Below are 14,926 nucleotides of genomic sequence, written 5' to 3' on the forward strand. Positions count from 1 at the left end.
CGCATGACGGCGGGCGACGATATCGAGGACATCGAAATCCAGCTTTTTCTGGAAGCGCTGCACCGGCGCTATCACTACGATTTCCGCCACTACGCCCAGGCCTCGATCAAGCGACGGCTGGTACAGGCGCGGGTCCAGCTCGGCTACACCAGCCTGTCTGCCATTCAGGAGGCCGTGCTACACGACGAGAGCGTGCTGCCGCGGCTGCTCAACTACCTGACCGTGCAGGTGAGCGAAATGTTCCGTGACCCATCCTATTTTCGCGCACTGCGACAACGGGTCTTGCCACACCTCGCCACATATCCTTCGCTCAAGGTGTGGGTGGCGGGGTGCAGCCGCGGCGAGGAGCTCTATTCGCTGGCCATCCTGTTCCGCGAGGAGGGTCTGTACGACCGCACCCTGTTCTATGCGACCGACATCAACCCCGATGCCCTCGACGCTGCGGAGAAGGCGGTTTACCCACTCGACCAGATAAGGGGGTACACCGCCAACCATCAGAAATCAGGCGCGCGCACCTCTCTTTCCGATTATTACCGCGCTGCCCACGGCGGCGTCATCTTCGACAAGACCCTGCGCGAGCGGGTCGTGTTCTCCGACCACAGCCTTGTCACGGATTCCTCGTTCGGCGAGATGCAGCTCATCTCCTGCCGCAACGTGCTGATCTATTTCGATCGCGAATTGCAGGACCGGGTCGTGGCGCTGTTTCGCGATTCGCTGGCGCGCAAGGGCTTCCTTGGCCTCGGCTCCAAGGAAAGCCTGCGCTTCACGCGCCATGCCGCATCGTTTTCGCCGTTCGTGCCGGAAGAGAAAATCTACCAGAGGGCACAAGGATGACCGCCGCAAAGGTCAGCGCCGTGGCCATCGGCGCCTCTGCCGGCGCGGTTCAGGCGCTGCTGCACATCCTGCCGCCGCTGCCGGCCGCGTTGCCCGTCCCGGTCATGATCGTGGTGCACGTCCCCCCGGATCGCGACAACATGCTCGTGCCATTGCTGAAGAAGCGCTGCGCGCTGGACGTCAAGGAGGCTGAGGACAAGGAGCCACTCAAGCCGGGCACGGTCTACTTTGCGCCGTCCGACTACCATTTGCTGGTGGAAAAGGACCGCACACTTGCGCTGTCGTCCGACGAGCCGGTCAACTACAGCCGCCCCGCGATCGACGTCCTTCTGGAAAGCGCGGCCGAAGCCTACGGACACGAGCTGGCCGCCATCGTGCTCACCGGCTCCAATCACGATGGCGCCGAAGGCCTGCGCGCAGTAACGGCCGCCGGCGGCATTGCGTTGGTGGAGGACCCGCAAAGCGCCATGTCCGGGGCCATGCCGGCGGCGGCGCTGGCTCTTTGCCCCGATGCCCGAGTGGAAACGCTTGATGGCATCACGGCGTTTCTAGCCGGTCTGGTCTCCGCATGAACCGCACAGACGATATCGAAATGGGCGAGCCGGTCCACTTCCTTCTGGTCGACGACCTGCCAGAGAACCTGCTCGCGCTCGAAGCGCTGCTCCAGCGGGACGGTCTGGTCTGCCACAAGGCGGCAAGTGGCGAGGAAGCCCTCGAATTGCTGCTGGTGCACGACATCGCGCTGGCGCTGCTCGATGTGCAGATGCCGGAAATGGACGGGTTCCAGCTGGCCGAGTTCATGCGCGGGAGCGAGCGCACGCGCCATATCCCGATCATTTTCCTCACCGCCGGCACCGCGGATCACCAGCGCCGCTTTCGCGGCTACGAGGCCGGCGCGGTCGACTTCATCCAGAAGCCGATCGAGCCTGACATCTTGCGTTCGAAGGCCGCCGTGTTCTTCGACCTCCACGCCCAGCAACGGCGCATTGCGCGCCAACGCGACAAGCTCGAAGGACTGACCTCTGCGCTCCAGCTTGCCGACCAGCACAAGGATCGCTTCCTTGCCATCCTGGGCCACGAGCTGCGCAACCCGATCGCAGCCTTGAACGCGGGGTTGAACCTTTTGGGCAAGCGCGACGACAGCGGGCCCAAGCAGGACATCCGCGATCAGATGCAGCGAAGCCTCAACCATCTGACGCGGCTTGTCGAGGACCTGCTGAACATCGCCAGGATCAACGAGGGCAAGATTTCCCTGAAGATCAGGCCCTTCGTGCTGCAGGATGCGCTCCGTTACGTTGTCGAATCGTGCCAGTCCCTGCTCGACGCGGACGGTCACACGCTGGTTGCCGACATCCCGCCAGAGCCGATCTGGATACATGGCGACGAAGTGCGGATCGCCCAAGCCGTCATCAACCTTGTCAGCAACGCTGCCCGGTACACGCCTGAGCCGGGACAGATTCTGATGACGGCCAGACGGGTCGAGGATAGCGTACACATCGAGGTCAGTGATTCCGGCATCGGGATCCCGATCGAGGCCCAAGAACACATCTTCGAGCTGTTCAGGCAGATTGACGGGACGTCGCGCGCGGCTCGGGACGGTCTCGGCATCGGTCTCGCCCTGGTCCGCCAGCTGGTCGAACTTCACGCTGGAGAGGTGACGCTGGTCAAAAGCGCGCCGGGCGTGGGAAGCACTTTTCGCATCGAACTCCCGGTTGCGGGCGCCCCGGCCGAGTAATTGTCAGCTGGGTCCTGACCCTCACCCCTTCTCGGTAAATCCACGTCGTCCATCAGCCAGCCGCAGAGATGTTCGCTGCGACCAATCCAGCGCGCCGCAGCTTAACGTGCGTCCAGCTTGAGGGCGCTTTCATCGGCCGTCGCCGCAGCAAGCTGCGCCCGCGCGGCGGCGATGCGCGCACGGGCTTCGATCAGCTTCACGGCGGCATCGGTGGCGGCTTCCTCGCGGCTGTTGACGAGAAAGAAATCACTCGATCCCAACGCGAAGCGGCGGCGTTCGGCCTCGGCAAGCCGATCGGCGAGAGCGACCTGCCGGCGGGTGGCATCCGCCAGTGCGCGCGCGGTATCGACCTCGATGCCGATCCCGGCCACTTCGGCGCGGATCTTCTCGGCCAGGTATCGCTGCTTGACCGACAGTTCGTCGAGCTTGGCGCGGCTTTCGGTCAGCTTGCCCCGCGCCTTGCGGTTTTGCAGCGGCACTGTGAGCGACACGCCGAAGACGACCTCCAGCGGCGAGCGGCTGTAGCCGCCCGCACCTGCCGATCCGATGTCCTTGGCGATTTCGCCCTTGAGATCGAGCCTGGGCCGCAGGTCGTTCTCGGCCAAAGCCAGCTTGACCGATGCCTGCTCGATCTCTTCGAGCAGGATGCCGAAATCGGGCCGTTCCTCGATTTCGAAAAATGGATCCACGTTCATGCCATCGAAGGCCGCGGCCGAAGGCGGCAGCCGGTCGGCATCGACCAGGACCGGAAGGCCCGCTGCATCGCGGTAGTAAAGCGAGAGCTTGTTCGCCGCTGCCCGGAATTCCTGCCGTGCCTGCGCGACCAAGGCTTCCCGCTTGACCATGTTGGCTTCGTTCTCGGTAAGCAGGATTTCCGGCTTCGCGCCCAGTTGCACCTGCCGGCGGATGCCATTGCCGCGCTCGACCGCGATGTCGTAGAGCGCCTGATAGGCCTGCAGCTTCAGGCCGCTTTCCACCCACTTCTGATAGGCCTCGATCGCACGGGCCTGCACGCCGATGGCGGTGGCGCGCGTCTCGAAGCGGGCGATGTCGATGTCGTTTCCGGCAAGCTGCGCCGTCGAACGCCGGGCGTCGATCATGCGATCCCGCAGCAGGGCGTAGAGCGCACCGATCTTCACCTCGCCGAGCTGGTTGGTATAGGCCTTGTCCTCATAGATCGGGAAATCGCCGCGCGAATTGCGATACTGGCCGTAGAGGTATCCGCCGTTGCCGGTGAGCGGGCGCTCCGCCTTGCCGGTGACTTCCGATCCGTCGTAATAGCCGGCAAGGCGGCTGCGGGCATCGACCGAGAAGACCGTGTCGAACGCGCCTTCGGCGCTCAGTGCCCGCCCCTCGGCCTGGCGCACGCGCGCCAGCGCCGCAACGATGTCGGGCGCCGCGCGCGCCGAGGAGCGCAGGACCTCGTCCAGCGTGAGCGGCGTGGACGGTTGATCGTCTCGGTGGGCGGGCATAACCGCCATCGGCACCGGGCGGACGGCGACGGGGTCGGCTGCGCTGGCCGCCGTGCCGGCCGTTGCGGCGAGAAGAAGCGCATTGATCGCAAGGAGCCGGCGCATCATCACTTCTTCTTCTCGATCGAGCTCTTGTTCTCCTTCGTGGCTTTCGCCTCCTGTTCGCCGGCCTTACTGGCTACGCCGAAATTGAGCGGGAAGTCGTTGAGCTGACGCCACAGCTCGTACCAGACGGGGACGGTGTCGCCCTGGATCCAGCCGAGCACCTTGCTGCCCTGGCGCACGAAGCGGCGTTCGGGCCAGGCGGTCTTGTTCGGCGCCTGTTCGACGAGGACGCGAAACAGCCCGTCGCTGCGCGGGGTGGGATCGACAGAGCGCACACGACCATCGTAAATGCCCACGGCGAAGGCCGGCCATCCGCTGAACTGGAAAGCCGGGAAGCCTTCGAACTCGAGCCGCACCGGGCGGCCCGGCTCGACCAGCGGGATATCCCGACCGTCTATGTACAGCTCGACCGCGCGGGCGATACGCTCGGGCGCGATCGTCGCCAGTACCGTGCCCGAGGAGATCAGCGAGCCGCCCGCGGCCGCGTTGAGGTTCTGGACGCGCCCGTCGCGCGGCGCGGAGACGATCTGCGACGAGTTTTGCGCCAGCTTGATCTCGATCTGCTTCAGCTTGGCCCGGGCTTCGGCCAGCTTCGCGTCGGCTTCCGAAACCTTGATCTGCGTCTGTTCGTAGTCGCGACGGGCGGCCAGACCCTCGGCATAAAGCTGGCCGGTGCGCCCCACATCGATTGCGGCGGTCGCGCGCGCCTGCTGGACGGCGGCGATCTGTGCCTCGACTTGCGCCTTCTCGCCCGCTAGCCGTTGGAGGAAGTCGGGATCGATATCGACTACGCGAACGATCGGATCGCCCGCATGGACGAAATCGCCATCCTTCACGTAGAATTCCTCGACGCGGCCGCCGACCAGCGAAGAGACGTCTCGGGCGCGGTCTTCGGCGTTCAGCGTAGTGACCTGTCCGCCGCCCTGGGCAGTTTGCAGCCAGGGCACGAACAGGATCGCGACGGCAAGTGCAATGCCAACAAAGATAAGCCATGCAACGGTCGTTACCACGCGGGGCGGGCGCAGCCGTGCCAGCGACGGAAAGTGCTCCATCTGGGTGTTGTCCAGCGTCATGGCCGCACCTCCCGTTCGGCGACGAAGCGCAAGAACGCGGCCTTGTCGGTGAAGCGGCGCTGCTCTCGCGCGCCAAGCCAGTACCAGGCGTCGAGGTCGAGCGCCTCGGGCCGTCCGCTGCTGAGCAGGACGGTGGTGCCGTTCTGCCGCAGTTCGGCCAGCGTCGCCTTGAGGACGCCCAGCGGCATCATGTCGAAGAGCTGCGACATCACCAGCACCCGGGGTCTGCTGAGCAAGGCGTTGGCCAGCTTGAGCTGCATCACCTCGACGATCGAGAGCGGCGAGCCCGAGCTGGCGAGCTGGGTGTCCAGACCGTTGGGCAGACTGGCGAGGCGGGCGAGCAGGCCAACCCGCTCCAGCGCCCGCATGGTCGTCGCCCCGTCCCCGTTTCGTCCCTCGGCAAGCGTCAGGTATTCGCGCAAGGTGACATCGACGATCGTCGGCCGATTGAGCACCATGACCGCTGATCGCAGAAGGTACATGTTGAAGCTGCCCAGTTCGCTGCCGCCGATCGAGACGATGCCACCCGTGGGAGTGATATGGCGCTTGAGCAGCAGGGCGAGGGTGTTCTCGACGCCGGGCTCGGCCAGAATGACCGCCTGTTCGCCGCCGGCGATCGCGAAATCGAGGTGGACGCCGTCGAAATCGACATCGCGAAAGCGCACCGAGCCATCGCGCGGCGCCTCGCCCCGCTGGCCGGGACGCTCCTGCGGGATGGCGAAGACCAGCGAGAGTTCCTCGCTGCTCGCGACGAGATCGTAGAAGGTGTCGAGATACCAGCCGAGCTGGTAGATGCCGTAAAACACGCCGGACAGGATCAGTTCGGCAGCGACCAGCTGCCCGATCGAGAGCTGTCCGGCAAGGATCAGGCTGCCGCCGAGTGCCAGCAGGGCCGCGGCCGCGAAGGCATAGACGAGGAAATAACCGAGGGTCTGGGCGAAGCTGTAGCGGAAATAGCGGCGGTGGGCCTTGATGTAGTCCGCCGTCACCGCCTCCGAGCGGTCCATCGCGAAGTCCAGATGGCGCGCGGACTGGTAGAAGCCGTTCGACGCGCCGACGCTTTCCAGCCAGTGCGCGGCATCATGCTTGGCGTGGCTGACGCCGACCGCGCCGCTGATCGCGCCGTGGCGCCAGATCAGCCAGATCGCCAGGCAGACCAGGACCAGCACCAGATTGAACGCCAGGAAGAAGGGGTGGTAGAAGCTCGTCACCAGCAGGCCGACCGCGCCCTGCAGGATGATCGTGAACGCCCCGATGACAAGGCTGGGCACCGACTTCTGGATGATGGCCATGTCGAAATAGCGGTTGAACAGGCTGCCGGAGCTTGCGTCGGCGAAGAACGGGTTGCGGGCATGGACCGCGCGCACCGTGATCTCGGCCACCACGCGCACGAAGATGCGACGCTCGAAGATGGCGAGCAGATAGATCCGCAGCGCGCTAAGCCCCGCGACGACCAGCAGCAGCACCAGCAGCACACCCGAGAGAATCCACAGGGGCGCAACCTGCGCGGTGCGCGCCACCGAGTTGATGAGAAGCTGCACCGAGATCGGCGTTGCCAGCGACAACAGGCTGATCGCCACGGTATAGACGATACCGACGTTCACATAGCTTCGGTCAGGACCGACAATTTCCGCCAGCCATGCAGCTGCCTGCCGCAGACCGATACGTTCACCAGCCAATTTCACCCCCTGTCACGAACCGTTTCGTTCCCATGACGGATGACAATCCATTGTCAGAGAGGGCCAACTAGCGAGCAAACTTTTCTGGCCTAGGGATGTTGCATTGCAATATATTGCTGCCGGGCAGAATCTGTCTGGCCGCTCGGGAACGGGCGCAGCGCGGCATCTGGCGCTGCCTCATTCGGATGGGAACACGCGTCGGCAATTCCGGAGCGCGCGGATGGCCTGACCCATCACGCCGATGGTCAGTCTATGGCCTCCCGCCCCCCTGAATTGCCGCGGATTGTGGCGCCGCTGTCCGCCTGCCGGTCCGGTTCAGGCGGCTCGTGCCCAGCGGTGGAGGGCATCCACCCATGTCGCGACCGCGACCGCGCCTGGGTCCGGATGGCCAATTGCCCGCTCACCGATATAGCTTGCGCGCCCGCGGCGTGGCGCCATGTCGCGCGTCGCATCGGCGCCGGCGGTCGCTGCCGCAAGCATGCGGGCGCTTCGCTCCGCGGCATTGCCCTCTGCCGAAGCAAGTGCGTCCGCTGCCGGCAAGAGCGCGTCGAGCATTGTGCGGTCACCCGGCTGAGCCCCACCGAGTGCCATGACACCCTCACAACCGGCCTGCATGGCATGCGCCCATGCCATGGGGTCTGCGGGATTCGCTTCAGCCGCCATGGCCGTGGCCGCGCGCAGGACGAAAATGGAATAGAGCGGGCCGGATGTCCCTCCCAGAGAGCGACGCAAAATCCCCGATATCTGCGCCAGTGCCTTCGCGGGATCGCCCAGGGCAAGGGAATCGAATGCCTGTTCGACGCTCGTCGCGCCGCGCGCAAGGCTGATGCCGAGATCGCCATCGCCGACGGCGCTATCCAGCCTGGTCAGTTCCGGCTCGGCCGCTTGCAGCGCCTGGATCACCGCGCGGATCGCTTCTCCGAAGCGGACACCATGCTTGTCATCGGACCACGACTGGCCCGTAATCGGCTGTACGCCGGCGATCGAAACCGCCGAAGCGACCTGGACCGCGCTCACCGGCGCCGTCGGCGCTATCCATGCCGGAGCGGCGGTGGGGCTCAGCAAACGATGGATGCGCAAAGGGTCAAGGCGCATGACGGAAAGAGAGCACCCCGCCATTTCCAGCGCACTCAGGAACGTACCGGAACTCACCGCCTTTACGGATATTCCGGCTGCGGCCAGGTGTCGCAAGGCACCTCGCGCTGCTATCGCAAGCTCCAACGCGGGCGTACCACCAAGGCCATTGACCATCAGGGCGACCTCGTCACCTGCCTTGAGATCACCGTGCCGCATGATGGCCGACAACATTTCGCCCAGCATCGTATCGACGGGAGCGATTGCCGTTCTGCGCACACCGCTTTCACCATGGATGCCGAGGCCGAATTCCACCTCGTCCTCGCCCAGCTCAAATCCCGGGCGGCCAGCGGCTGGAACCGTGCAAGACGTGAGGCCCAGCCCCATCGAGAACACATTGTCAGCCGCCGCCTGCGCCTCGAGACGGACTTCGTCCAACGGCCGTCCCGCTTCCGCCGCAGCTCCAGCCACTTTGTGCACGAACACCGTCCCGGCAATTCCCCGTCGACCGACGGCGCGATTCTCGTCTCCAAGCGCCACATCGTCGCCGACGATCACCACATCGACCGGGATGCCGTGCGTCCGCGCGATCTCCGCCGCAAGCCCGAAGTTCAGCTTGTCGCCGGTGTAGTTCTTGACAATGACCAGCACGCCCGCCGGGCCGCCGACGGTCAGGATCGCCTTGAGCACCGCGTCAACGCTGGGCGAGGTGAAGACCGGACCGGCGACGGCCGCCGTCAGCATGCCCTGGCCCACGTAGCCGGCATGGGCGGGCTCATGGCCGGAACCGCCGCCGGAAATGATCGCAACCTTGCCGGCGGCGCGCAGTTCTTCATAGTCGGCGCGAAGCACCACGGTTTCATCCGGCAGCAGCATCAGCCGGCGATCGGCAAGAGCAAGCCCTTCGACCATATCATCGACGACGCGTGCGGGATCGTTGATCAGCTTCTTCATGACGGATCCTGTTTGAAGTGTCTCAGCGGTGGGCGGCGGCAACCGCGGCGCCATAACCGCGCCGGGCGGCGGCGATCAGCGCAAACGCAACGATTGCGGCCAGGCCGGTAACCAGCGCCAGGGAACGGCCCACGGCAAGGTCAGACTGGAAAACGCGATCGGTCGCGAGCGCCACGAACGTGGGGCCGAAGCCCATGCCAATCAGGTTGATGGCAAAGAGATAGAGGGCGGTAACCTGCCCGCGGAACTCGTTGGGGGTGATGGCGTGAAGGGCTGCCGGCGCTATGCCGGTCGGCACGCCCAGGAAAAAGCTGGTCCAGGCGAGCGCGGCAAGCGCCAAGGCTGGCGAGGAAGCGAGGCCGACGAATGGCACTACCGGAATGACCGCCGCCATTCCCAGAAGCGAAGCGCGCAAGGCGCCATCCGGCTTCCCCGAAGTGGTCATCCGGTCGGCCAGCCAGCCACCGCAAAGAATGCCGGCGCATCCCGAAGTCAGCAGGATCACGCCATAGGCAAAGGCGATGTCCCCGGCGCTCCAGTGGTGGACGCGGATAAACAGGGAAGGTACCCAAGCCGAAAGGCCGTAGCTGATGATGGCGTTGACGCCGAAGCCGGTCACGATCGCGAACAGGATTCCCGCCCGGGCGCGAAAGAACGCGAACGTCTCGGCCATATCAGGCAGAGGGTGATCGCCCTTTCTGCGTTCCTGGCGTTTCGGTTCGCGGACAAGCAGCATGAGCCCGGCCACGGCCAGCCCCGGAATTCCAACGATCATGAAGGCGGCCTGCCAGGGCCTTACCGTGCCGGCGAGCGGCAGGGTCACCGCAGCTTCCTGCGAGGCGGCGGTGACCGCAAGCCCACCCAGGATCAGCGCTACGCCCGAACCGACGAAGATGCCCATCGTATAGGCGCTCATCGCCCGGCCGCGACGAGCGGGGGCGAAGTAGTCCGATATCAGCGAATAAGCAGCCGGGGAAAGCGTCGCTTCCCCCACGCCCACCATGATGCGCGCGGCGAAAAGCTGGTGGAAGGTTTGCGCGAAGCCACATGCGACGGTGGCTAGGCACCACAGCACCATGCCACCCGCTATCATGGCCTTGCGGCTGCCACGGTCTGCCCACCGCCCCAGGAACATGCCAAGGAACGTGTAGAAGATCGCAAAGGCGAAGCCGTGCAACAGGCTGATGGCGGTGTCGCTCAGTTGCAGGTCTGCCCGGATGGGCTGGACCATCAGGCTCAATATCTGCCGATCCACGAACGCGATCGTGTAAGCGAGCAGCAGAACGGCTATTACCAGCCACGCGCGCAGCGGGGAGGGATAGCCGCCATCCTCGGCCCGCCCGGCGCCCCGCGCGGCCATGTCAGGCGCGCTCAAGGCGAACCGGCAGGCTGGACAGCCCGCGCAACCAGTTGATGCGCTGGTACGAGGGCTTGCCGGCCAGTTCGATGCGGGCAACCTTGCTGGCAATCGTCGACATCAGAACATCGGCCTCCAGTCGGGCCATCATTTGCCCCACACAGGCATGAATGCCAAACCCGAAGGCCAGATGCCCCGATGTCTTGCGTTCGATATCGAAGCGTTCGGGGTCCGACCACTGACGGGGATCGCGATTGGCGGCGGAAAGGAACAGGATCACCTTTTCTTCCGCGCCGATCCGCACGCCGCCTATATCCACCTCTCGCGTGGTCGTGCGGCCGATATAGGGGCTGGGTGCCCGGTAGCGCAGGCCCTCGTCGAATGCCGCGCGCGCGCGGGTCGGGTCGGCGCGCAATTGCGCCCACGCCTCGGGGTGGCGGGCCAGCGCCTCCAGCGTAAAGCCGATCCCGTTGATCGTGGTGTCCATGCCCGCCGAGATGAAAATGCGGACGAGCAGGCCGGCTTCTTCCTCGGTGATTTCGCCCGTATCGACCGCATCGAAAATCGCGGATCCCAGCGTATCCGGGCCGACGGCATCGCGCCGGCAATTCTCGACAACCCAGTCGAGGATCGGTGTCGCCCGCTCCAGCGCGGCGCGATACAGGTCGTTCTTCTCACCCATCGCATTGAAGTTGAGTTCGGAATAGATGAGCAGATTGCGGCGGTTTTCCTTGCGGAAGCCCACCGCGTCCGGCAGCGCCGCGAATGGAAAGGCCTCCGCCAGGTCGGCGACGAGGTCGACCTCGCCGCGATCGAGCGCCGCATCCACAATGCTTTCGGCCGTCGCCACGAAGTCCGCCTTGAGTTTGCGGAGTACGGCGGGGGACAGAATACGGCTTAGCAACCGGCGATATTTGCCGTGCTCCGGTGGATCGTTCTCGAGAATGAGGCTCGGTTGCCTCCAGTTGCCCTGTTTCCGGATGTTGGTGAAACCGGTGCCCGAAGCCGAGGAGAACGTCTCCCAATCCGAAAACACCGCGTGGACATCGGCGTGGCGGCCCACGGCCCACACGCCGTGCCGCGCAAGATAGACGGCGGGCGCCGTTTCCCGGACCAGATCGTCGTATTGATCGGGCGCCGCCATCGCGTCGGCGGAGAACAAGTCGAAATCGAGCGTCGGCGCGCTGGAGGCGTCGGTCATGGACATCCTGTCGAGAGTATCGTGGCCGGATGCCATGCCGATGGCCTGCGAGCACAGTGCGCAAACGGCTCCGACACGACATCCTCTTCCGATTTGGTTTACATAGCAACTTATGATTGTCAATCGCGACGGATGCGGACCGGCTTGTACTCAGCGGCGGAAGCCCCCAAAAGAGATGGCATGAACCAGCCCTCCAAACCTTCCTCGCGCAAGGTAATCGACCGTCATCTTTATGTTCCGCACTACCTTGTCGTTCTTGCCAACGGCATGGAGCGCGGACAGTCACGCATCTATCTCAAGCATTTCGGAATCGGCATCAACGAAGCGCGAATCATCACCGTCATCGCGCACAGCGGCCCGCTCACCGCGGCGGAGATTTCCGAAATTCTCGTGATGAACAAGTCTATTACGAGCCGTTCCATGCAAGTTCTCGAAGGCATGGGACTGGTTAGCATCGGCGATTCGAAGCGATCGCGGCCGATCCAGCTGACGGACGAGGGCTATGCCCTTCATGACCGGATTGTCGCGGTTTCGCTGGCTCGCGAGAAGCTGATGCTCGATGGCTTCTCTCCGAACGAGAAAACCATCGTGCTGGGCTATCTCGCGCGCATGTTCAACAACATGGAGCTGGCCAACGCGATCGATCCTCTGGAAGTCGAGCGAGAGGTCCGCCCGACAGCATGACAATCGCCTTGACATAGGTTGCTATATAAACCAATAGCGCTCCCGACAATTCGCCATGAGAGCGATGTGGAGGGGAATTGCATGTATGCGTGATCGATAGACTGACCACATTCCGGAGCTCGCCGGCAGGCGTCTCCTCTCCATCCATCTCATGATCCGGTTCAAACAACGGCGCCGTTCGGGTGCCGGCGGATGGGCGTGTCCGGCGACGACACCGCATGCTCCGCAAGTCCAGGGAGAACATCAATGTTTCGCAATTTCAGCTCGCGTGCGCGGCGCGCGCATGTTTTGGCAAATGCCAGCCTCGCGGCGGTCGCTCTTGTCGGCTGGACGCCAGCGGCGTCGGCCCAGGAAGCCGCCGAACAACAAGGCGCTGCCGATCCGTCCAGCGCGCCCGAAACGACGGGTGAAATCGTCGTGACGGCGCAGTTCCGCGCCCAGAATCTCCAGGACACCCCGCTGGCTATCACGGCCGTGGACGCCGCTTCGATCCAGAACCGTAACCTCGGCAGCGTGGTGGACGTGGCAGCGGCAGCGCCCAACGTGAATATCCGCCCCGGCGGCTCCGCCTTCGGCCCGGCCGCGCAAGTCTACATCCGCGGTATCGGCCAGTACGACAGCAGCTTCGCGTTCGAACCGGGCGTTGGCATGTACGTCGATGACGTGTTCCACGGCACCTTGCTAGGTTCGATCTTCGACCTGCTCGACCTTGATCGTGTGGAAATCCTGCGCGGCCCGCAGGGGACACTGGCGGGCAAGAATTCGATCGGCGGCGCGGTAAAGCTCTATTCGGCCAAGCCCACCGGTAGCGGCACTGGCTATGTCGAGGCGGGATACGGGGCGTTCAACCGCATTGAACTGAAGGGCAGCGCCGATTTCGCGCTGGTGCCCGACAAGCTGTTCGTCCGCGTATCGGGCGTTTCGAAGACGCGGGACGGCTATCTGACCCGTCTGGACTACGGCTGCCTCAACCCGGCCAGCGGCGTTCCGGCGGCGACCACCGGCGCGGATTGCAAGCTCGGCAAGGAGGGGGGCCAGAACATGCAGGCGGGGCGTCTCGCCCTGCGCTGGCTCGCCACCGATAAGCTCGAGGTGAACCTGGTGGGCATGGTAACCGAAGACCATTCGGAAATCGGTGCCAGCAAGCTGCTGTCGCTGACCACCACCGCTTCGATGCCTGCGGGCACGAATCCGGCCCAGTTCATCACCGGCCCCAATTCCTATACGAACTACGCCACGTATCTGAATCTGCCCTTCACCGACGCCACCGGCAGCCACGGCGCCACCTACATCCCGCCGGTCAGCAAGGTCAGCGGACGCGAAGTCTATGGCACGATCGATTACAAGTTCGGCGATGGTCTCGCGCTCAAGGCGATCTCGGCCTACCAGCGCTACAAGGGCAGCTATGGTTCCGACCTCGATCTCACGCCATACTCCACCAATTCCGCCAACTACATCTACGATCACGAGCAGTTCACCCAGGAATTGCGCCTCAGCGGATCATTTTTCCAGGACAAGCTGGAATGGACCGTCGGTGGCTTCTACTACAAGGCGACGAGCAAATTTGGCGGCGTGACGTTCATCGCGCCCGGCACGGCGACCCAGAACTTCTATGTGACGCGCGACCGCATTCCCGCCCGCAGCGTTTCGGCCTTCGCGCATGCTTCGTACAAGCTGACCGACGCGCTGACGGTGACGGGCGGCATCCGCTACACCGACGACAAGAAGACCTATACCTACGGCCGCCTCAATCCCTACGACGTGTCCCAGCCCGCCTATACCGTGGCTGGCGCGATCAATGGCGTCACCGGCCGGTTTGCCAAGACCCGCTGGGATTACCGCGCCAACGTGGATTACCGCTGGTCGCATAACGTGATGACTTACGCGCAGTTTTCCACCGGCTACAAGGGTGGCGGCGTCAATCCGCGTCCGTTCGCGCCGGAACAGGCTGTCTCGTTCAATCCCGAAACGCTTACGGCCTGGGAAATCGGCGCCAAGACCGATTTCTTTGACCGGGCGCTCCGCGTGAACATTTCCGCGTTCATCAACAAATACAAGGACATCGTTTTCACCAACGTTTCCCCCACGGTCAACAGCGTGACCAATGCCACGCCGGTCAATGCGGGTGACGCGGACATGAAGGGCGTCGAAGTCGAAGTGACCGCCCGCCCGGTCGAAGGGTTGACCATCGACGCTTCGGGCAGCTGGCTCGATTTCCAGCTGACCCGGATCGGTGCCACCGGGGCAACCATCCGGGGCATCACGCTGGGCAACAAGGCACCCTATGCGCCGGAATGGAAATTCGGCGCGGGCGTCCAGTACGCCTTCGCAGTGGGAGATGCGGGGACGATCACGCCGCGCGTGGACGTGAATTACCAGTCCTCGTTCTTCTCCAATATCGACAACAATCCGCTGGCCAAGGTCGATGGCTATGCGATCGCCAACGGCCGTTTGACCTTCGAGGACGCATCGCGCGACTGGCAGTTTTCGGTTTCGGTCACCAACATGTTCAACAAGTTCTATTACCTGAACAAGATCCGTTACCCGATTGGCATCGTCGTGGGGCAGCCAGCCCTGCCGCGCGAATGGAAAGTCAGCGTTCGTCGCAGTTTCTGAACAGGGCGGGGCGGTGCTGGAAAGGCACCGCCCTGCAAAAAACCAAGACGTCACCCATCGCCAGGTTTGAGTGGCCACCCGATGGCCGGACGGCCGCTATGACAATGCCTTTTCGGCGCTGCGGCCTTTGGCTGGCGGGTTG

General features: G+C 64.2%; 11 protein-coding genes. 5 read left to right on the forward strand and 6 right to left on the reverse strand.

Going from position 1 to position 14,926, the window contains the following annotated elements:
- Positions 1-3 precede the first annotated feature (3 nt).
- Genes NMD1_RS01990 through NMD1_RS02000 form a run of 3 tightly spaced genes read left to right on the forward strand, consistent with a single transcriptional unit; the run spans position 4 to position 2,569 of the window.
- A complete protein-coding gene (locus NMD1_RS01990) occupies positions 4-834 on the forward strand; it encodes a protein-glutamate O-methyltransferase CheR (RefSeq protein ID WP_125953396.1) in 831 nt (276 codons plus the stop codon).
- A complete protein-coding gene (locus NMD1_RS01995; protein ID WP_125953397.1) occupies positions 831-1,406 on the forward strand; it encodes a chemotaxis protein CheB in 576 nt (191 codons plus the stop codon). The genes NMD1_RS01990 and NMD1_RS01995 overlap by 4 nt, the downstream gene beginning before the upstream one ends.
- Positions 1,403-2,569, forward strand: a complete 1,167-nt coding sequence (locus NMD1_RS02000; RefSeq protein ID WP_125953398.1) for a hybrid sensor histidine kinase/response regulator — start codon at positions 1,403-1,405, stop codon at positions 2,567-2,569. The genes NMD1_RS01995 and NMD1_RS02000 overlap by 4 nt, the downstream gene beginning before the upstream one ends.
- A gap of 101 nt (positions 2,570-2,670) precedes the next feature.
- Here the strand turns inward: NMD1_RS02000 and NMD1_RS02005 are convergent, their stop codons facing one another.
- The 6 genes from NMD1_RS02005 to NMD1_RS02030 form a co-directional block, all read right to left on the reverse strand.
- Positions 2,671-4,149 carry a TolC family protein gene (locus tag NMD1_RS02005; RefSeq protein ID WP_375600782.1) on the reverse strand — a complete coding sequence of 493 codons (1,479 nt, stop codon included), beginning with the start codon at positions 4,147-4,149 and terminating at the stop codon, positions 2,671-2,673.
- Positions 4,149-5,219, reverse strand: a complete 1,071-nt coding sequence (locus NMD1_RS02010) for an HlyD family secretion protein (RefSeq protein WP_125953399.1) — start codon at positions 5,217-5,219, stop codon at positions 4,149-4,151. Before NMD1_RS02010 ends, NMD1_RS02005 begins: the two co-directional genes overlap by 1 nt.
- Entirely contained in the window at positions 5,216-6,898 is a 1,683-nt protein-coding gene (locus NMD1_RS02015; protein WP_125953400.1) for an ABC transporter transmembrane domain-containing protein, read from the reverse strand. The genes NMD1_RS02010 and NMD1_RS02015 overlap by 4 nt, the downstream gene beginning before the upstream one ends.
- Positions 6,899-7,213: 315 nt before the next feature.
- Positions 7,214-8,926 carry a dihydroxyacetone kinase subunit DhaL gene (gene dhaL, locus NMD1_RS02020; protein WP_125953401.1) on the reverse strand — a complete coding sequence of 571 codons (1,713 nt, stop codon included), beginning with the start codon at positions 8,924-8,926 and terminating at the stop codon, positions 7,214-7,216.
- A gap of 22 nt (positions 8,927-8,948) precedes the next feature.
- The gene (locus NMD1_RS02025; RefSeq protein WP_147457723.1) at positions 8,949-10,301 is read right to left on the reverse strand and encodes an MFS transporter; all 1,353 of its coding nucleotides are present in this window, start codon (positions 10,299-10,301) and stop codon (positions 8,949-8,951) included.
- Positions 10,288-11,484 carry a cytochrome P450 gene (locus NMD1_RS02030; protein WP_158453853.1) on the reverse strand — a complete coding sequence of 399 codons (1,197 nt, stop codon included), beginning with the start codon at positions 11,482-11,484 and terminating at the stop codon, positions 10,288-10,290. Before NMD1_RS02030 ends, NMD1_RS02025 begins: the two co-directional genes overlap by 14 nt.
- Before the next feature lie 180 nt (positions 11,485-11,664).
- On the opposite strand from NMD1_RS02030, the gene NMD1_RS02035 reads away from it, so the two are divergent.
- Both NMD1_RS02035 and NMD1_RS02040 read left to right on the forward strand, forming a co-directional pair.
- Complete coding sequence (locus NMD1_RS02035; protein ID WP_158453854.1) at positions 11,665-12,168, forward strand: MarR family winged helix-turn-helix transcriptional regulator; 504 nt, start codon at positions 11,665-11,667, stop codon at positions 12,166-12,168.
- Between the two features lie 246 nt (positions 12,169-12,414).
- Positions 12,415-14,784: a TonB-dependent receptor gene (locus tag NMD1_RS02040; RefSeq protein WP_158453855.1), complete on the forward strand. Its 2,370-nt coding sequence runs from the start codon at positions 12,415-12,417 to the stop codon at positions 14,782-14,784.
- The last annotated feature ends 142 nt before the right edge of the window (positions 14,785-14,926 follow it).

Origin of the sequence: Novosphingobium sp. MD-1, from assembly GCF_001014975.1 — a bacterium.
GTDB lineage: Bacteria > Pseudomonadota > Alphaproteobacteria > Sphingomonadales > Sphingomonadaceae > Novosphingobium.